Below are 19,034 nucleotides of genomic sequence, written 5' to 3'. Positions count from 1 at the left end.
CAGCCCCCTATTGGCGTTCTGTTGGCAGGCGAGCTGCCTTGTTGACATCAAACCACCAGCTATCAAATCCTAGCGAATAGGTGGGGCGTTCCGCCGGCATTGAGAACTTATCCCAATAAGCAAAGCGGCTATGGTTGGAGTACCACATCGGGATCATCAACTGGTTCCAGGTCAACACCCGGTCAAGGGCGCGGCCCAGAGATAGCAATGCTTCCGGTTGCTCCTGATGTTTGACAATCAGTTCAATTAACTGATCAATAGCCGGATCTTTAATGCCAGAGGCGTTATAGGTGGAGTCGACATAAGCCGAGCTCCACAATATTCGCAGATTGGGGCTAGGGTAGGGCATCGCCCCGTAAACAGTGGGGATCATGTCGTAATCCCGGCTGCGCAGGCGGTTAACGAACTGAGAGCTGTCGACCTCGCGGATTGTCATGGTAATGCCCAAACGCAGCAAATTATGTTTGAACGGCTGCACATATTGGAAGTTGCTGCCACTGAGTAGCAGCAATTCAAACTCAAAAGGTTTGCCGGTTTTACTGTTGACCAACTGCTGGTTTTTGACTTCCCAGCCCGCCTGGGCCAGTAATTCGCGCGCTTTTAACAGATTATCCCGTGCATCGCCGCTGCCATCGGTTTGCGGCGGCTGATAAATTTGGCTGAAGACTTCTGGCGGTATTTTGCCTTTGAGTGGGGCTAACCAAGCCAGCTCTGCGCTGTCCGGATAACCTGTTGCGGCATATTCGGTATTCTGGAAGAAGCTATTGGTGCGCTGATAACTGTTGAAATAAAAAGCTTTATTCATCCAGTCAAAATCAAAAGCCAGTGTCAGCGCCTGACGAACCCGTCGATCGCTAAAAATAGGGCGTTGGACATTAAATGCTAGCCAGCGGGTATTTTGTGCGGAGTTATCGGCAATATCCTGCTTGATAATATAGTTTTTCGCAAAGTTGCCGCCTACATATTGGGTCGCCCAGCTTTTCGGCGAGCCCTCTTCGCGGAAATCAAAGGCCCCGGCTTTAAATGCCTCCAGCGCGACTTTGTCATCTAAATAGTAGTCATAACGGATGGTGTCAAAATTATACTGTCCACGATTAACCGGTAAGTTAGTGGCCCAGTAATTTCGTACCCGTTCATAGGTAATAAATTGCCCCATCTTATATTTGCCAATGCGATAGGGGCCGCTGCCAATCGGCGGTTTACTCAGCGGGTCACTCAGTTTATGGTCTTTCCAGAAATGTTCGGGCATGACGGGTAAACCGAACAGGCCCAGCATTTTATCTTTATTGGGTCCGGGAAATTCAAAACGCACGGTTAGGTTGGAAATAGCTTTGACCTGCACACCCTTATAGACGATGCGAAATTGCGGCACGCCTTCGGTCATGAACTTATTGAATGTAAATGCGACATCTTGCGCGGTAATGGGGGTATCATCATGAAAACGAGCGCGGGGATTGATATCAACTTCAATCCAGTGGAAATCAGGGGCATAACGGGCCGACTCTGCAATTAGCGGATAGTAGCTGCCAATCTCGTCGTCTGAGGTGCTAAATAGCGAATCATATAACCTTTCAGTCCGGATAGCCGAATTGCCGCGTAAGGCATAGCGGTTGAAGTTATCAAAGGTGCCAATGGTGGCTAACGTAATATCACCGCCTTTGGGGGCAGCCGGATTAACGTAATCGAAATGGCTAAAATCTGATGAATACTTAGGTTCGCCTAGTATGGCAAAAGAAGCACCCTCTTTAATAGTTTCAGCCTGTAGGCCAAAACTCAGGGCAGAAAGCGCCAAGGCAGCAAATAGGCGTAACAACATATTAGTGGTGATCTCCTGAATTTCATTCAGATAATAATAATCTTAAACGAAATTACCAGTTTGCAGGGGCGTAAAGCAAACATTAAGCCAATAATATCTAGCGGACTTTAAACTTCAGCAGTGTGAGCTGTGCTCATTACGAGACCCATCCATGGGCCTCGCCTCTGCGAGGCCGCTGCCCGCAGCGTTCAAATCTGCTCCCGGCAGATTTGTCCCCCGAATCACTGAGCTGAGTCAGCTTGTCGGGGGCGGCACAATGGGGGTTTGGCTGCCGCGCTTATAACATTGGGCCCGGTTTTTATTAGCTATTTTGTTTATGACAAAATGTAATTAAATCTTCAACAGACAATGGTTTGCTCAGTAAATAACCTTGTAGGTAGTTAACACTGTGCTGTGCCAAATAGTGGAGTTGTTGTTCGGTCTCAACCCCCTCGGCGACGGTCTCAATATTCAGTTTCTTAGCTAACATTAATACTGCATCTAATACCGGTGCCGCCACAGTATTAACACAGATAGTGCTGACAAATCCGCGATCAATTTTAATATAATCTAAAGTAAAACGTTCCAAATAGATTAGAGCACTATGGCCGGTGCCAAAGTCATCGACTGCGATTTGTACGCCCTGTGAACGCAGCCACGCAAATTGCTTAATGGCTAACTCCTCTTCAACCATGCCCCGCTCAGTTATCTCGAATACCGGCGCAAAGATATCGGTATTTAATTGCTGCAACATGTGGGAGACAGCTTTGCGGAACTGGTCATCCGCCAGATGAACTGGGGATATATTGAAAGCAAGCTTAGTACCGGCCGGAATGTGGTCTGCCATTAACTCACAATCCCTGATAATTAACTCAAATAAGTGCCGAGTCAGTGGTTGTATCAGATGTTGAGTCTCTGCATAGGGAATAAAGAGGTCTGGCGAGATCCGCCCTTCAATAGGGTGCTGCCAGCGAATAAGTGCTTCCAGACCTGATATTGTGCGATCATGTGAACGAAATACCGGCTGATACTCAACAAAGAATTCACCACGGCGGATACCGCGCAAAATTTCAGCTTCAGCACTTTGGCTGGCCATTAAAATATAATAAGCCAGAATCCCGACCAGACCAGCAAGTAGCAGCCCGCCCAATAAGGTCATACGAATATCATCAGCAGTCAGGCTGGTATGGTAAATCATTACTTTAATCGGGTAACCGGGTAATTGCACTTCACGGGCGGCCCTGGTGGGTAGCTGACTGATTGGTATGACTTTAGAGTCAAATGTGGTTACCGCTAATTCATCGATAATAATGGCTAACCCATTCACCTGATTATCTGAATAATTCAGCAACAAATAGGGATGTAAGGCTAATTCCAGCGTAGCCAATACGCCGGTATTACCGCGACCCGCTTCTCGCAGCCAAACACCAATTGCGGGTTTGCTTGGCATCATGGGCGTACCTTGCTGAATCTTAAAATCTATCGGCTGGGATAAATTAATTTTGGGATATAGCACAGTGGCAGGTACATGCATAACGCCCGTCGCTGAAGAGCAATAAGCAATGTTATCCCTCACCAATAAGAATGCTCTGACACCATTAGTAAATGCCGCCCGATAGTGAAGTGCGGAGCTGGCTTGCTCGCAACTCTTCGTGGTCAGAGGTATAAGTTGAGACATGGTTGTTGTCAGTTCATTCAGGAACTGAGACGAGTAGGAGATAATGTGATCACTTTGTGTTGTTAATTTACGTTCGCTGCTGCGATAAAGTAATGACAGCGTAATAATGACAAAACAAATAAAGAAACAGAGTGCAAGAATGACACTTTTTTTTACAAGATGGCGTCTGGATAGAATATTGCGTGAGAAAGCACTGCTTGAACCCATGTGACGCCGCCCCTCAGCATGTTTGATAAAGTGGTATGAGTATAAATAAGTTAGCAGCGCCGCGCTACCCGTTTGCCAATGAGCGTTATCGACATTAATTAGCTTATCAAATTGAATTTCAAGCTAATCCAATATAAAGAAAAGATGCTCATTAAATGCATCAAATAAGTGAAACAGTGAACTAGATATTCACTGATATATTTCAGTAAAACAAATTTTCAGCTTATTAATGCAATTTATATATTCTTATAAAGGATAATCGTTGGTCGATATGCCTTCATGCCAGAAAATTCTTGGTTAAGAGATGCGCATCTTACACAGATAATTCTTTAATTTCGCTGTTTTCAACAAAAAAGGAGTTTTCCTACAAACTGATCGGAAGTGGGGTTAGCGGTGGGAATATTCAGTATCAGGCAATAAAAAACGCTGCCAGTGGCAGCGTTTTAAGTATTCGTTTGGTATCTCGGACAACAGGAATAAAACTTTGCTAGCTGCGCGAACCGCTACTTAGTACTCGGCGTCCATCGCGATAACGCTTATTCCAATAATCTTCATTTAGGCTCGATATTGTCACACCGACACTGGTCGAGGCATGAACAAATTTATCGTTACCTAGATAGATACCTACATGGCGGCCAGTCGATCCTGCACGAAACAGCACCAAATCACCGGGGCGCAATTTAGTACGCTGGATTTTTTTACCGAGATCCTGTTGCTCAGAGGTCGAGCGCGGCAAATCCATACCAAATTGTTCACGGAAAGTGGTTTGTACAAATGCGGAACAATCAATCCCGCGCTTGGTGCTACCGCCTAAACGATAACGAACCCCTTTCCACCCTGCATACTGTTCTAAAATTTTCGACTTGACGTCAACGTTGCGCACCATTGCTTCGAATTCATCCTGAGAGGCTTGCAGTAAAAGCCCATCTTTGTCATTAACTGCACGCATCTCAGTTTGCGAATTATGTAAGTTCGAAGTCTGTGGTGAACTACACGCGGATAACATTACCGCTGCTGCAACTGCAGGAATTATCCGCAGAATATATCTCATAATAGGTTGAGACTTGACCATTGTTGTTGTTTTCCCTTGCTGTCCTTACGACGGATGTCGCTACCAAAATTGCCAAACGAATCGAGATTATTGGTTGTGGTCCGATGAGACAATCACTTAACCGAATAAATGTGCAGGAACGCACAATATTAATCAGGACAGCGGTGAAAATACGGATATCCGAGCACAAACGTTTTTGAGATTACCGTAATGATTAATAAAAGGCGAGAGCTTTTATAACCATTATTTTACTAAATGTTAATGTAACATAATGTAAGGTTTTATATTAAAGAGGAATAGATGAATTTGTAACCACTTGGTGATAATAATTGAGTGAAAGCATTAATGAGAGGAGAGGCAAAGAGTAGACTGTTTTGCCTCAATAAAGCGCAGTTGCGGGCTATCGAGTTGTTGCCCCAGGCAAGCGGTGGTTGATGGCATTAATTATCTTATCGCTTAATGGCGTTAGTAATATCCAACTTATACCAACCAGTACCACTGAGAGCGAGCCGACAGCAATATCAGTGAACCAATGTGCGCCAATCATCACTCGTGGCAGTGAGAAAATAATCACAATCAGTAAGGCAATGGCGAAGGCTCCGCGAGAAAAATAGCGCAGCATAAAGCAGGCAAAAATCATCAACATCATGCCATGGTCGCCGGGGAAGCTGTCACTCGAGGCATCTTTGGTTGGGATACCCGTTAACTCGCTGACACGATTGATATTCTCAAAAAATAGTGTTGGGCTGGGATGCGAAACAGGTAGCAGATGACCTAATTGGTTAAGGACAACCGCGGTCAACAACATAACAAACCCCGTGACGATCAGACGGCGACGGCCAGCAGGCGTCTCCTTCAGATAGAAGTAAAGATAAAGCACCCCCATACACATCAGCGAAATAACATCGAAAGCGCGGTTATTGGTGATCGCTACCAAATGCAGGAATGAAGGGCTGGAGAGCAGGTGTTGGTTAAAATAGAAGAATATTGCTGAATCTATTTTAAACCAATAACCGTGGTTCACCGGGATATACCAGGATAAAAATAGAGCAATCCCGAGTAAGTTGAGTAGTAGTATTGTCGGTAAATGACGACGGGTCATGCGGCGGCCTATAAATTGTCAATGTACGAATTGTGTAACCAATAAAAACGGGGCGTATTATACCCCGTTACGTAATCGAATATTCAGTAATTCATGCTGTAATTTGTTCCAATCTGCTTCTGTTGCGCTGATCAGTTCAATTCGGCTATCCAGTGGCGGTATTGGGCGGGTTTCTATTTGTAGGTCAGCACCTTGGCGATTAATCACCAATGTGCCTTCGGCAATACGCATAACCCCTTTGACGCGTTCTACCGGATTTAATCGCACCCACTCCAAAAGTGGAACTGTATCAAACAGAGTATCTGCATTAAATACCCAACCACAACTCAGATAACCTTGACCTTGATTTAGCGCCCGACGCCAAGGCTCACTCCCTTTTAAGCTCAATGCTGCCAGCCCTTTTTGTCGCTCTGTACTGTGATGATGTGCGCCGTCGGGCAATTCATCACTATTACTGTGTGGTGTATCGAGCAGGGCAATATCAATTTTCCCCTGTTCAGCATAATAGAGTGGCCGTGATACGGGTTGTCGATCATGCCATTGCTGTAGTGCGGAATAATCTGTTGCGTTATAGGTATCTTGTTTGTTTGCCACGATAATATCTGCGGCGGCCAATTGGTCACGGAAATTCTCATTCTCCGTGTAACGAGGTTCATTCAGTTGGCGAGCATCTAATAGGCAGAGAGTCGCACGCAAATCAATCCATGGCAGATAAGTATCGGAAGTTAATAATGATAATATCTGTTTTGGATGGCCCAATCCGGTAGGCTCAATTAATAACCGATCTGGTTTAGCCTGTTGCAGCAGCATATTCAAGCCCACTTGCATCGGTAATCCATTAACGCAACACATGCAGCCGCCCGGTATCTCTTTCAATACCGCTCCGCTGTCTGCGAGTAGCGCACCATCAATACCAATTTCACCAAATTCATTCACCAAAACAGCCCATTTTTCATGTTCTGGCTTCTGTGACAGCAAATGGCGAATTGTGGTGGTTTTGCCGCAGCCCAAAAAACCAGTAATCAAGTTTGTTTTTGTCATATGGGGCCTCTGATATTAAATTTTTTCTCAATAAGATATCAAGGTGAGGGTTGTTTTCAAGGTTCTAATGAGTAAAGGATATAACACCGAGTAAACTTATTATTAAACGAAAAAAGCGCAAATGGAGAATATTTCCTAGGAAAGGTAGGAGTCCTGCCTAATAGTTATACACCGATAAGAAATATAATTCACTTCTTCGAGGTATTTTAGTGAGTTATAGGCCGAGTAGGGCAATAAATAATGCTCTATCATTTCCATTGCTTTGCTTGAAATCCTCTATCTTTAAAATGACAGATATGAGAGTCGAGGTGGTTATGAGGAATTGTCGGGTACTAATTATCTTAGCAATAATGTTTTCATGGATAATCTCTTTTCCTGCAAGTAGTGCGCAATCTAACCTGTCTGTTTCAGGCACAATCACGTTTTACGGAGCCATTGTAGATAGCCCATGTAATACTGCGGTAGTGGGTCAAACGATGACAACAAGCTGTTATCGTAATGGTGAAACAGTGACTCATCGACAAACTCTTTCAAGTAATATGCCTTTGCTTTCTCAGTTACCCGGTAATTTAGCCTCTTCTCGTATGGAATGGCTGAACCCGCAGCGTAGCCTGGGAATTATGACTGTCACTTACCTTTAATATCTCTGCTAATAATATTCCTAGTTGCATGAAAACACGGTTTATCACATCGATAAACCGTGATAAATCTCATGATGCTGTTTGACCGCATGGTATACTGAACATCATTCAGAGACCCTTTGGTCAGGCCAATTTGGCATGGTTATGCTAACAGCGTGATGCAGGAAATAAGGTTATGCGGTTATATCAGGAAGTGGGCAGTCAGCTGCGAGAGGCGATTGTCAGCGGAAAATACCATTTGGGCGATCGTTTACCCCCAGAGCGTGATATCGCTGAAAATTTTAGTGTTAGCCGCAGTGTGGTGCGTGAAGCGCTGATCATGCTGGAGCTGGAGAAGTTGGTCGAGGTGCGCAAAGGCTCCGGTGTTTACGTGGTTAATGTGCCTGATCTGCTAGCTGAAGGTGAGTCCGCTGTGTCAGCTGACAGTGGTTACGGCCCCTTTGAACTGCTGCAAGCCCGGCAATTGCTGGAAAGTGAAGTCGCAGCTTTTGCTGCCATGCAGGCCACCAAGGCCGATATCATTAAAATGCGTCAGGCCATTGAGCAGGAAAAAACGGCATTAGCGGCCGGAGCGGTGGATGAGAGCGCTGATGAGCTGTTTCATTGTCTGTTAGCGCAATCGACACAAAATAGCGTGCTCGCCAATATGGTGGCAGAGGCCTGGCTGGCGCGGAAAACCAGCGCAATGTGGCAGGGTGCTCACAGTCATACGCTTGATTTCAGTTATCGTTGGCAATGGCTGGAAGACCACCAGAAAATTCTGCAAGCGGTGTTGCGTCGTGACAGTAAAGCGGCTAAGCAAGCCATGTGGCAACATTTGGAAAATGTAAAACTGAAGCTGCTAGAGCTTTCAGATGCGAACCATCCGGACTTCGACGGCTATCTATTTGAGTCCACGCCGTATCAGCTTGAAGAGTAGAAGGTAGCTGACCAATAAAAGGTATTGGCTGAATAAGCCAGTTTCAGCCAATACCCTGTCGTGATATTAAGCCTACTGTGCCAACCGTTTTACACTCTCTTTCGCGCCAAATTGTTGCAAGCTGAGATAAGCTTCGGTGACCGCCTGAACAAATTCTGACTGCTGTGGCAAGGCCTCACCAAACAGTGATTTCAGCGATAGCAAGCTTTGCACGCGGGCAACCCCCTCTTCGCTGGTGGCGACACATTTTTTAAAGCTGTCAGCCATTGGGTCACGGATATCAATCGCCTGGTCGTTATCATCCACGCCACTGACATAACGCATCCAACCGGCAATCCCCAACGCCAGACAACGATAGGTTCCGCCATGCTGTAAGTGCCAACGTACGGAGTCCAGCATCCGCTGTGGCAGTTTCTGGCTACCATCCATGGCAATCTGCCAGGTGCGGTGTTTTAGTGCCGGATTGCAGTAACGCTCGATCAATTGGTCAGCATAGGCATTAAGGTCAACGCCGGTGACACGTAAGGTTGGGGCTTGTTCATCCATCATCAAGCGACGCGCGGTCAAACGATAGTTATCGTCCGCCATGCAATCATTAATATGCTGATAACCTGCCAGATAACCCAGATATGAGAGATATGAATGGCTGCCGTTCAGCATACGCAGTTTCATCTCCTCAAATGGTAAAACATCATCGACCAACTGCACGCCAGCCACTTGCCAATCAGGTCGGCCGGAGACAAATTTGTCCTCAACCACCCATTGAATGAACGGCTCGCAGGCAATACCGCAGGGGTCAGCTACGCTCAATGTATCGGCGATTTCCTGCAATGTCTCAGCAGTAGCTGCGGGAACAATGCGGTCGACCATGGTGTTAGGGAAGGTGACATTCTGGCTGATCCATTGGGCCAGTTCAGGGTCACGTGCTGTCGCCAGGCCCAGCACCGCATTTTTGACGACGTGGCCGTTTTCCGGAATGTTATCGCAAGAGAGTACGGTAAATGGCGGCAGACCACGTAAGCGGCGCAGCCGTAGCGCCTCAACCAAGATACCCGGCGCAGAGGTCGGGGCATCAGGTATTGCCAGGTCTGCGCGGACAAACTCATTTTGCAGGTCCAGTTGACCAGTACCCGGTTCAATGCAGTAACCTTTTTCAGTGATGGTCAATGAGACGATAGCCACTTGGGGTTCGGCTAATTTTTCCAACACCTGAATAATGCCATCCAATCGAGCATGCACGGACTCGCAGACGGAACCGACAATAATGGCCTGATCCCCTTGCGCGCCTTTTTCCAGCACCGAGAAGAGGTGGTCTTGTTGGCGTAAATTTTGAATCAGTACGTCGCCACCAAACAGGCTGACTTCACAAATGCCCCAGTCACCCCCTTGCTGATTGAGTACCCGGTCAGTGAGAAGCGCTTGATGGGCGCGATGAAATGCGCCAAAACCGATGTGAACAATGCGGCTTTTCAGTGCCGTTCTATCATAAGTGGGCAGTTGTACGCCGGCGGGAAGTGTGCTGTTGGCAATGGTGTTCATACGTGGCTCCAAAATCATTCACCCCCGATCATCACCAAGGGCTGACATAAAAGGTGGCAAATAAAAAAGTTGTTAGACCAGTTTTAGTTGGCTATTCGTAGGAAGAGAGCCACACCTTACCGACCATTTTCTTTTGCTTGTTGCCATGAATATCGGCTTGCAGTGTAAAGCCATATGACAGAAAATAAAATTGGTAAGTCCAATATTGGTGATATTCGTGAGTTGGATCAACCAATGAGGTTTTGCTTTTTGACACTCGGCGGGTAAAGAGTAAGGATAAAGCTGAGTGATACCTCTTGGAAATCGGTATAACAACATTTTTAGCATCTGAGCAGTTTACGCATACGCAGAAGGTAGAAAATAAATGGAACAAACATGGCGTTGGTATGGCCCGAATGATCCGGTGTCGTTAGATGATATCCGTCAGGCTGGCGCAACCGGAGTAGTGACTGCATTGCATCATATCCCGAATGGCGAAGTCTGGCCGGTGAGTGAAATCAAACAACGCCAGGCTGAATTAGCAGCTAAAGGCTTGGTATGGTCGGTGGTGGAAAGTGTACCGATTCATGAAGAGATCAAAACGCATAGCGGTAACTATCAGCAACATATTGAAAATTATCAACAAACGCTGCATAATCTTGCCGCCTGCGGTATTGATACCGTGTGCTACAACTTTATGCCGGTGCTGGACTGGACACGAACAGATCTGGAATATCAATTGCCAGACGGCTCCAAAGCATTGCGTTTTGATCAGATAGCTTTCGCCACCTTCGAACTGCATATCCTGAAACGTCCAGGTGCTGTCAATGACTACACGGCGGAAGAGCAGGCGCAAGCGGCAGACTATTTCGATGCCATGACAGAGGCGGATATCGCCAAACTGACCGGCAATATTATTGCCGGGCTGCCAGGGGCTGAAGAGGGTTATACGCTGGATCAATTCCGCGCGCGTCTGGCTGAGTATGACGGCATCAATAAAGCGCAACTGCGTGAAAACATGGCTTATTTTTTGCGAGCTATTATTCCGGTTGCTGAACAAGTTGGCTTGCGGATGGCGGTACACCCAGATGATCCGCCGCGTCCAATTCTTGGCCTGCCGCGTATTGTTTCAACCATCGAAGATATGCAGTGGCTAAAAGAGACCGTCGATAGCATTCATAACGGTTTTACCATGTGCACCGGCTCTTATGGCGTGCGTGCCGATAATGATTTGGTGAAAATGATCGAAACCTTTGGCGATCGCATTCACTTTACCCATTTGCGCTCAACGTGCCGCGAAGGGAACCCAAAAACTTTCCATGAAGGCGGTCATTTGCAAGGTGATGTTGACATGTACTCGGTGGTTAAAGCGATTTTAACTGAAGAGCAACGTCGTCAAGCTGCGGGAGATATGCGCCCGATCCCAATGCGACCAGATCACGGTCACCAGATGTTGGATGATTTGCATAAGAAAACCAATCCAGGTTACTCGGCTATTGGCCGCTTAAAAGGGTTGGCTGAAGTGCGGGGCGTAGAGCTGGCGCTGAAGAGAGCCTTCTTCCCTGAGCTGAAGTAATATACCCGTCATCTTTCAAGTTGCAGGTGTGTTGGTTGCGCTCAACAACCCGAATCACTTACTGATGTAAGCTCGTCGGGATTATTTCGCTTACCGCCTTCCTGCACCTTGAAATCTATAGGGTATGGATTGGGTATAAAACAGTTAAGGGCCGGTTTTCTGGCCCTTATATCCAGATGAGAGTATTAGTCTGCGCGGCCCATATAACGGCGCTCCGCAATATGAATACGGATTTTCTCACCTGGGCTGATATATTCAGGCACCTGAATAGATAGGCCGGTGCTCATCACTGCCGGTTTGTTACGGGCGCTGGCTGATGCGCCTTTGATGCTCGGCGCGGTCTCAACAATTTCCATATCAACGGTTTGTGGCAACTCTAACGCCAGCAATTGACCATCCATGGTTAACACCTGCATACCCGGCATACCGCCTTCAGGAATAAACAGCAGCTCATCTTCAATCTGCTCTTTTTTGAAGTTGTATGGCGTGTAATCTTCATCATCCATAAAGACGTATTCGTCGCCATCGATATATGAGAAATTCACTGTGCGACGGGTTAGAGTGATGGTGTCGAGGATCTCATCACCCTTAAAACGCTCTTCAACTTTTAAACCGGTACGTACGTCAGAAAAACGCATTTTATACAGCGTACTTGCGCCGCGCGCACTTGGGCTTTGCACATCAATATCTTTCACCAGCAGTAATTTGCCGTTGAGGTTGACTGCCATACCACGTTTGATTTCGTTAGCTCTTGCCATTTATTAACCGCCAATCAGAATTGAAGATAAGTTGCGACAAGTTACTCGTGCCACGTGATTCAGGCAAGCTGCTAGCGCAAAAAAGAGTGAGATTTTCACCACAAAATCAACCTTAGGCATACACCGGTAACAGCCCCAATAATGCCGCAATATGCGCCACCGCATTAACCAAACCAAACAGGATAATAAAGCCGATCATAAAGCGCCCACCCGGAGCCCGATAAGTTGCTTGTGGAAAGCGTCGACGACTGGCGCGTGCCATCAGCGCGGGCACGATAACCGCCCAAATGGTGGCGGCTAAACCGGCGAAGCCAATCGCATATAAGAAGCCATTAGGGAACAGCAGGGCACCGATGGTCGGTGGTACAAAAGTGATTAACGCTGATTTGGTGCGCCCATTGCGATCATCAGAAAACTTAAAGAAATCAGCAATGTAATCGAATAAGCCAAGAGAGACCCCCAAGAATGAGCTAGCTAGGGCCATATAAGAGAAGGCGTTGAGTAACTGGCTGGTGACCTGGCGGGTTGTAACGGCATCCATCTGTTTTAGCAAGCTGCCAATATTCCCACCGTCGGCAATCACTTGTTTGAATGCATCCCGAGCGATATTGCCCTGAATGGCGTACTGCCACAGCACATAAATCACCAACGCGATCAGTGTGCCAAACAACAGGCTCTGCACCACGGCTTTGCTCTCTTTCTGGTAGTACTTCACCAGCCCCGGCACATTGCCGTGGTAGCCAAATGAGGTCAGTAAGTAGGGCAGGGCCGCCAGTGCATAAGGTAAATAGCTGGCGCTACTGTCGGTTTGATTGAACAAAACCGCACTGTCCACATGGCCAAACATATCACCGACTGACATAACAAAGGTGATAACCATACCGCCGATTAATATCGTACTCAGGCGATCCACGGCACGGGTGGATAACCAAACAATAAATGCCACCAATATGGTAAAGGTAAAGCCCGCCGTGGTCTGGCCAATTCCGGTCACATTTTGCAGCGTGTGGGAGATAATGGAGCCGCCGGCAGAGATATAGGCGTAGGTCAGAATGTAGAGCACAAAGGTGATCGACAGCCCATTGATTGAGCTCCAAACTTTACCCAGCAGATCTTGCACCATGGTGTGAAAACTGGCCCCGGTAGGGTAATTCAGGTTCGCTTCCAGAATCATCAAGCCGGAAACTAGCATACAGGCCCAAGTATAAATCAGCAGTATGACTGATCCGCTGAACCACACCCCTGCAGTCACGATTGGGATTGAGAACATACCCGCGCCCACGGCGGTTCCGGCGACAATCATCGCGCCGCCAAGGACGGAAGGTCGTGACAAAGGTTGGGATGATTCCATCGACATACAACTCCAATTACGTTGGGGATAATAGCTAATAGGGTGAATAGTTCTTTTGTACTAGCTCAATGGTACAAGATGCGAATGTAACTGTAAACAGTTGAATATTCTTGTGCTGATTAATTAGCCAGTGATTAGTCTGGTTTAGCGGGGCGCTATCTCTATATCACATAGAATAGAGTGGGGGGAGTTGAATGATAAGCCCGTGAGAGTAAAGCGCGACAGAAAGGGATATTCGTGGGCTGGATCGGCTATTCAGCGGCTGTTTAAGAATAGTACTGGTAGTTCTGCGGGGCGATTGCTATTGTCCGCCCTTATTCCACCAGCCTACAGGAGCCTGCTGATGGAGTGTCGCTCAGATTGCGGTGCCTGCTGTATTGCTCCTTCTATTTCCAGCCCGATCCCCGGTATGCCACTTGGCAAACCTGCCAATACCCGTTGCCTGCATTTAGATGATCAGATGCGCTGTGGTATTTTTCACTCCCCAGCTCGCCCAGCGGTTTGTGCCAGCCTGCAAGCTCTGCGGGAGATGTGTTTTGACACCCGCGAACAAGCGCTGGTCTATTTGATTAAGCTGGAAGCCGATACTGCGCCTTAATTGATGGAAAGGTACAAAGAATCAATATTAAACGGTGAGAACTGGCAGAAGAGTAAAGCGTCCGCGCCAGGGATGGCGCGGCTCGAGCCTACAGGGAAGTATTTACGGCGTCTTTACGATCTGTCAGTTCTCTCCGCCGTGAGTGTTTTTGGGTTCTATATTACCTTGGTCTATGCCCCAACTGGCACACTATGAGCGGTATTTTTCAGCGCCGGCCCGGTGTACTTCTCAATCTCAAGCTGCGCCATCTGCCCACAGTTACCCTGCGCCAGACTGGAAGAGCCGATATCGAAGGTCAGGCAGTTGATATTGCCGTTTTTACAGATAGAACCCGGCACTGAAGGCTCAGCAGGGTCAAACCATGCACCTTCGCTTATCCGCACCACGCCAGGCCGCACATCTTCTGATACCACGGCGCCCACCAATATCTGCCCGCGATCATTAAACGCCCGCACTAAATCACCATTCACAATCTGACGTGCGCTGGCATCTTGCGGGCTGATCAATATCGCCTCCCGATCGGCAACCGCATATTTTTCACGTAGCGGCGTATTATCTAACTGCGAATGCAGCCGGTTAATCGGATGTGCGGTATTCAATGACAGCGGATATTTCTTCGCCTCTACGCCGCGATACCACTCGTGCGGCGGCATCCAGGTCGGGATCCCCTGACAATCGGCATAATCCATTTTGGCGATGGTATCGGAGTAGATCTCAATCTTGCCGGACGGTGTACCAAGTGGGTTGAGCAACGGATTTTCACGATAGTCAGCGAACCGGACCCACTGCTTATTCGCCTCGGGGATCGGGAAGCGAATATAGTTGTTTGACTCCCAGAACATATCAAATGGCGGCAGCGCCACCCGCGCAGTACGGGCCTGCGATTTCATATCGTCATACATCGATTTCAACCACTGGGTTTCATCTTTGCCCTCAGTAAAGGCATCAATCACCCCCAAACGGGTCGCCATTGCGGCGAAGATATCAAAATCGCTGCGGGACTCATGTTGTGGCGGCACACACTGGTGCATCGGGAAGACATAAAGCTGCGAATAGTCGCCGCCCATCTCCAGATCGTTACGTTCATAACTGGTGGTGGCGGGCAGCACGATATCCGCGTGTTTCGCGGTGGCGGTCCAGTATGGCTCGTTCACCACGATGGTTTCCGGGTGCTGCCAGGCTTTCACCAGATTATTGGTGTCCTGATGCTGATGGAAGGTGTTACCACCGGCCACGTAGACCATTTTGACATCCGGATAGGTCACTTTGGTGCCATTGAAATCAATGGTTTTCCCCGGATTAGCCAAACATTCGGCGATACGTGCCACCGGGATCGGCGATGGTGAATTCTTCGGCGCATTACCGGCAGAGATCCCCGGCAAGATGCCGCCTTTCGCGGTCGGGCTACCGCCGGAGGAGTAGTGATAGCTGAAACCAAAACCACCACCCGGCAGGCCAATTTGTCCGAGCATTGCCGCGACAGTCACTAGCAGCCAGTGCTGCTGTTCACCATGGTGCTGGCGCTGTATCCCCCAGCCGCCCATGATCATGGTGCGCTGCTTCGCCATATCCCGCGCCAGTTGGCGCAGTACATCGGCATCGACACCACTGATATCTGCTGCCCACTCCGCACTCTTCGGCTGGCCGTCAGTTTCCCCCACCAGATAGGCCTGGAATTTATCAAAACCGATAGTATAGGTTTTGATAAAGTCGGGATTATGCAACTTCTCAGTCAATAAGGTGTGGGCAATGCCAATCAGCATGGCGCTGTCGGTATAAGGGCGCGGGGCGATCCATTGCGCATTGGTAAATTTGGCGCTGTCATTATGCACCGGGTCAATACTGATGACTTTGGTGCCTTTTTTCTTCAGCGCTTCAAAACCGGTTTGGCCCACATGGTCGGGGATATTCCAGCTATTTTTCAAGGTGATCATCGGGTTACAGCCCCACAGGATCACCAGTTCGCTGTTATCAACCACATTCGGCCAGGCGGTTTGCTGCTCGTAAACCTCCATCGACCCCATCACATGGGTCATAATCACCTGCGCGGCTCCGGTGGAGTAGTCACCAGCATAGCCGAGGAAGCCGCCACTCAGATTCATTAGCCGCTGTAGCAGAGTGCGGCTGTTGTGCAGCATTCCGACACTTTTCCAGCCATAAGAACCGGCGTACAGCGCCTGCGGGCCGTGATCTTTCTGCACTCGCACAATCTCATTGCACACCAATTCGGTGGCTTTATCCCAACTGACCCGCACCCACTCATCACGGCCACGCAGCTCGGTATGGCTGCCGGGGCCGCCCTCCAACCAGCTTTTACGGACCATGGGATATTTGATGCGGTTATCGGCATGTACCTGATACGGAGCCATGGTGATCAACTCATTCGGCCAAGGGTCATCTTTGACCGGCTGAACAGCGACCATGCGGCCATTCTCGACGATGGCTTCAAATGCGCCCCAATGTGCGCCAGTCAGGATCCCTTTTTGCGCCTGACGCAGCGCCAGAAACTGAGGTAAGGCCTGGCTGATGGCTTGTGCTAATGCGGATTTAGGCCACAGGCCGCCGACCAGTGGTAAAACGGCCAAGGCACTGCTGCCCAGTAAGAAGCGACGGCGGCTCATTTGTAAGGGTTGTGTTTCGTATTTAGTCATTTTCGCCTCTTATTTACAGCTTGGCCGGCATATCACTGGCATGTTTTTGTACGTACTGGGTCATCACGCGCAGCTGTTCCTGCGTCAGGGAGGTGCGTGGTGCCATGCCTTTGATTACCCCAATCCATTGGTTCGCGTTGAAGCGATCCAGTGCCGTCAAACCGTGGCAGCCGGTACAGTTGGCTGACATCATATCGGCGGCATAGCGCCAGATTTTCTGTTGATCATCAACCAGTTGCTTCTTCGGCAACCACACCTGAAGTGCGACCTGATGCCACACCAGTTGGGTTTCCGGGTCTGTCTGGGTGCTAAGGGTTTTCAGTGCTTTTTGCGCGTCGTCACCCAGTAAAACACTCAGGATGCGCTTGCCTTGGGCGGCATAAAACACCTCTGCTACGCCATCTTGCTGCCAGCCTTTAACATCCACCAACACCTGATCACCTTGCTGTTTCAGCACTTCAACTTGGGTTGATGGCATCAGGTTACCGGCGTTATGGCTATCACCGGCGTTCATAAAGAACGGCTCAGTGGCGATGGTATAGAGCGTGGTGGCACTGGCGGGGGTTTGCGCGGCGGCGGTTGCCAGTTCAGCAGCACCTGCTTGGGTCACTTCACTCATATCCGGCAGGATGTGGGCGACACCTTTATGGCAGTCGATGCAGGTTTCACCTTTTTTAATCGCCACTGGGTGCTGAATGCGCGCTTCAGCACTTTGCCCTGTGATATCCATGGCATCAAAACTGTGGCATGAGCGGCAGGTGGCGGAATCACTCTCTTTCAGCGTCTTCCAGACCGATTGGGCCATGGCAAGTTTATGAGCTTCATATTTCTCTGGTGTATCAATAGTGCCAGCCATTTCACCGTAGATATCTTTCACCGCGCGGATTTTGGTCCATAAATAGTCCAGTGGCTCGTGGGGTACATGACAATCAGCACATTCAGCACGGATGCCTTTGGTATTTTGGAAGTGGACACTTCCCTGATATTCAGCCAAGGGCTGTTGCATGGTGTGGCAGGAGACGCAGAACGCGGTGTCGCTGGTTTTATGGAAGACAGTAGCAGTACCTGCCAATAACGCCGCACCTATAATGATGCCGATCAGCAGTATCCATAACCATCCCCACCGGCGTCGTTTCACGAAGCCAGTCTGTTTTTTGCTCATAATTGCACCCACTGTAAATTATCTAATAATTATTGGTGAAACAGACGGATCAAATGCATTGATAGCTAAAATGCCAGATAATCTGCCAATAAAAACTTATCCAATAGCGATAAACCTATCCCATAATATAAGTGGGTCTATTGTAGGGCGATTTTCTACTGATGGCTAACCCGAATGGGGTATTTAGCAATATTAGTTCAGATTTGCTGAATATAAATGCGAGGAATGAACGAATTTTTGCGACACAGGGCAAATAACCAGCTGAAATTGCCGGTTATATAGTAATTTATATAGCGCTATTTTTTAGTCGTAAGTGCGGTAAAACTGCTGATTGAGCCATAAATCAATGGCGTGGCGGCTGGCTTCAAAATGCGGCTCAGGTAATTCCCGTGGATTGCACCATAGCCATTGCTGACACTTCTCCGGCTCTTTCAGCTCTGGCTGCCCGCCGGGATGTTGCGCCAGTAAGCAAACCGAAACAGTATGTTTACCCTCCTCACGCCAGGTGGCGATATTATTGCACAGCGCAATAACATTCAGGCTATTGATATCTAAGCCAGTTTCTTCGAAGATTTCGCGTTTTGCCGCCTGCTCAAATGACTCGCCAGCCTCCATATGACCACCGGGAATTGACCAGTAAGGGGCATGCTGACCGCACCGCTTACCCAACAACACATCACCTTGTTGATTGACGATAATCACGCCAACACCGACCACTACAGACATCGTATTCACTCCCTATAAATGAGTATCAGCAACCATCAGCTAGTTTGGTGATTTTGTTGCTGACATAAACCTGTTCATAGCAAAAATGTGCGGAATGTCAAAAATCCATCAAGAATAAAAGCAGAAAACTTGCATATATTCTTAGCTAGAAACACACTCCTTGAAACGTTTCAGCGTTATCTCGTCACCAGATGATAAAGGGTAACGCTCCTGTTTCTCATGAAAGCTGAAACGATTCAACTTCGGCAAGAGAGGAGATA

General features: G+C 48.2%; 15 protein-coding genes. 4 read left to right on the top strand and 11 right to left on the bottom strand.

Annotated features, from left to right (window positions below; all coding sequences use genetic code 11):
• Positions 1-7 precede the first annotated feature (7 nt).
• From AACW11_RS15470 to AACW11_RS15450, 5 genes are all read right to left on the bottom strand, one after another.
• Positions 8-1,816, bottom strand: a complete 1,809-nt coding sequence (locus tag AACW11_RS15470; RefSeq protein ID WP_212584680.1) for an extracellular solute-binding protein — start codon at positions 1,814-1,816, stop codon at positions 8-10.
• Positions 1,817-2,117: 301 nt separating this feature from the next.
• On the bottom strand, positions 2,118-3,680 hold the full coding sequence (locus AACW11_RS15465) for a cyclic di-GMP phosphodiesterase (protein ID WP_212584679.1): 1,563 nt from the start codon (positions 3,678-3,680) through the stop codon (positions 2,118-2,120).
• Positions 3,681-4,167: 487 nt separating this feature from the next.
• The gene (gene mepS / locus AACW11_RS15460; RefSeq protein WP_212584678.1) at positions 4,168-4,752 is read right to left on the bottom strand and encodes a bifunctional murein DD-endopeptidase/murein LD-carboxypeptidase; all 585 of its coding nucleotides are present in this window, start codon (positions 4,750-4,752) and stop codon (positions 4,168-4,170) included.
• Between the two features lie 379 nt (positions 4,753-5,131).
• Entirely contained in the window at positions 5,132-5,833 is a 702-nt protein-coding gene (locus AACW11_RS15455) for a phosphatase PAP2 family protein (RefSeq protein WP_212584677.1), read from the bottom strand.
• 57 nt (positions 5,834-5,890) lie between these two features.
• Positions 5,891-6,874 (bottom strand): CobW family GTP-binding protein, encoded by a 984-nt coding sequence (locus tag AACW11_RS15450; RefSeq protein WP_212584676.1) that lies wholly within the window; start codon positions 6,872-6,874, stop codon positions 5,891-5,893.
• A gap of 314 nt (positions 6,875-7,188) precedes the next feature.
• Between AACW11_RS15450 and AACW11_RS15445 the strand changes: the two genes are divergently transcribed.
• Together AACW11_RS15445 and AACW11_RS15440 are read left to right on the top strand one after the other, a co-directional pair.
• The gene (locus tag AACW11_RS15445) at positions 7,189-7,515 is read left to right on the top strand and encodes a type 1 fimbrial protein (protein ID WP_339379066.1); all 327 of its coding nucleotides are present in this window, start codon (positions 7,189-7,191) and stop codon (positions 7,513-7,515) included.
• 175 nt (positions 7,516-7,690) lie between these two features.
• A complete protein-coding gene (locus AACW11_RS15440) occupies positions 7,691-8,434 on the top strand; it encodes a GntR family transcriptional regulator (RefSeq protein WP_212584675.1) in 744 nt (247 codons plus the stop codon).
• Between the two features lie 72 nt (positions 8,435-8,506).
• On the opposite strand, the gene AACW11_RS15435 is transcribed toward AACW11_RS15440, so the two are convergent.
• Positions 8,507-9,973, bottom strand: coding sequence for a mannitol dehydrogenase family protein (locus AACW11_RS15435; RefSeq protein ID WP_212584674.1), 1,467 nt, complete (start codon positions 9,971-9,973; stop codon positions 8,507-8,509).
• A 364-nt stretch (positions 9,974-10,337) separates the two neighbouring features.
• On the opposite strand from AACW11_RS15435, the gene uxuA reads away from it, so the two are divergent.
• Positions 10,338-11,528 carry a mannonate dehydratase gene (gene uxuA, locus AACW11_RS15430; RefSeq protein ID WP_212584673.1) on the top strand — a complete coding sequence of 397 codons (1,191 nt, stop codon included), beginning with the start codon at positions 10,338-10,340 and terminating at the stop codon, positions 11,526-11,528.
• Between the two features lie 185 nt (positions 11,529-11,713).
• On the opposite strand, the gene yeiP is transcribed toward uxuA, so the two are convergent.
• The gene (yeiP, locus tag AACW11_RS15425; protein ID WP_212584672.1) at positions 11,714-12,286 is read right to left on the bottom strand and encodes an elongation factor P-like protein YeiP; all 573 of its coding nucleotides are present in this window, start codon (positions 12,284-12,286) and stop codon (positions 11,714-11,716) included.
• A gap of 112 nt (positions 12,287-12,398) precedes the next feature.
• Complete coding sequence (gene mtr, locus AACW11_RS15420) at positions 12,399-13,643, bottom strand: tryptophan permease (RefSeq protein ID WP_212584671.1); 1,245 nt, start codon at positions 13,641-13,643, stop codon at positions 12,399-12,401.
• 337 nt (positions 13,644-13,980) lie between these two features.
• Between mtr and AACW11_RS15415 the strand changes: the two genes are divergently transcribed.
• Positions 13,981-14,235, top strand: coding sequence for a YkgJ family cysteine cluster protein (locus AACW11_RS15415; protein ID WP_005274490.1), 255 nt, complete (start codon positions 13,981-13,983; stop codon positions 14,233-14,235).
• Between the two features lie 170 nt (positions 14,236-14,405).
• Here AACW11_RS15415 and torA read toward each other — a convergent pair whose 3' ends face one another.
• The 3 genes from torA to AACW11_RS15400 form a co-directional block, all read right to left on the bottom strand.
• Positions 14,406-16,886, bottom strand: coding sequence for a trimethylamine-N-oxide reductase TorA (torA, locus tag AACW11_RS15410; RefSeq protein ID WP_212584670.1), 2,481 nt, complete (start codon positions 16,884-16,886; stop codon positions 14,406-14,408).
• 13 nt (positions 16,887-16,899) lie between these two features.
• Positions 16,900-18,048, bottom strand: coding sequence for a NapC/NirT family cytochrome c (locus AACW11_RS15405; RefSeq protein WP_212584669.1), 1,149 nt, complete (start codon positions 18,046-18,048; stop codon positions 16,900-16,902).
• A 303-nt stretch (positions 18,049-18,351) separates the two neighbouring features.
• Positions 18,352-18,774, bottom strand: coding sequence for a nucleotide triphosphate diphosphatase NUDT15 (locus tag AACW11_RS15400; protein WP_212584668.1), 423 nt, complete (start codon positions 18,772-18,774; stop codon positions 18,352-18,354).
• Between the last annotated feature and the right edge of the window lie 260 nt (positions 18,775-19,034).

Source organism: Yersinia sp. Marseille-Q3913 (genome assembly GCF_963892745.1).
Taxonomy (GTDB): Bacteria; Pseudomonadota; Gammaproteobacteria; order Enterobacterales; family Enterobacteriaceae; genus Yersinia; species Yersinia bercovieri.
The sequence above is the reverse complement of the archived record's forward strand: the minus strand, read 5'-3'. Positions and strand labels throughout refer to the sequence as shown.

Bases quoted from the DNA above. Each gene is read 5' to 3' on its own strand.
- AACW11_RS15470 (WP_212584680.1), bottom strand. From the start codon at position 1,816: ATGTTGTTACGCCTATTTGCTGCCTTGGCGCTTTCTGCCCTGAGTTTT.
- AACW11_RS15465 (WP_212584679.1), bottom strand. From the start codon at position 3,680: ATGGGTTCAAGCAGTGCTTTCTCACGCAATATTCTATCCAGACGCCAT.
- mepS (WP_212584678.1), bottom strand. From the start codon at position 4,752: ATGGTCAAGTCTCAACCTATTATGAGATATATTCTGCGGATAATTCCT.
- AACW11_RS15455 (WP_212584677.1), bottom strand. From the start codon at position 5,833: ATGACCCGTCGTCATTTACCGACAATACTACTACTCAACTTACTCGGG.
- AACW11_RS15450 (WP_212584676.1), bottom strand. From the start codon at position 6,874: ATGACAAAAACAAACTTGATTACTGGTTTTTTGGGCTGCGGCAAAACC.
- AACW11_RS15445 (WP_339379066.1), top strand. From the start codon at position 7,189: ATGAGGAATTGTCGGGTACTAATTATCTTAGCAATAATGTTTTCATGG.
- AACW11_RS15440 (WP_212584675.1), top strand. From the start codon at position 7,691: ATGCGGTTATATCAGGAAGTGGGCAGTCAGCTGCGAGAGGCGATTGTC.
- AACW11_RS15435 (WP_212584674.1), bottom strand. From the start codon at position 9,973: ATGAACACCATTGCCAACAGCACACTTCCCGCCGGCGTACAACTGCCC.
- uxuA (WP_212584673.1), top strand. From the start codon at position 10,338: ATGGAACAAACATGGCGTTGGTATGGCCCGAATGATCCGGTGTCGTTA.
- yeiP (WP_212584672.1), bottom strand. From the start codon at position 12,286: ATGGCAAGAGCTAACGAAATCAAACGTGGTATGGCAGTCAACCTCAAC.
- mtr (WP_212584671.1), bottom strand. From the start codon at position 13,643: ATGTCGATGGAATCATCCCAACCTTTGTCACGACCTTCCGTCCTTGGC.
- AACW11_RS15415 (WP_005274490.1), top strand. From the start codon at position 13,981: ATGGAGTGTCGCTCAGATTGCGGTGCCTGCTGTATTGCTCCTTCTATT.
- torA (WP_212584670.1), bottom strand. From the start codon at position 16,886: ATGACTAAATACGAAACACAACCCTTACAAATGAGCCGCCGTCGCTTC.
- AACW11_RS15405 (WP_212584669.1), bottom strand. From the start codon at position 18,048: ATGAGCAAAAAACAGACTGGCTTCGTGAAACGACGCCGGTGGGGATGG.
- AACW11_RS15400 (WP_212584668.1), bottom strand. From the start codon at position 18,774: ATGTCTGTAGTGGTCGGTGTTGGCGTGATTATCGTCAATCAACAAGGT.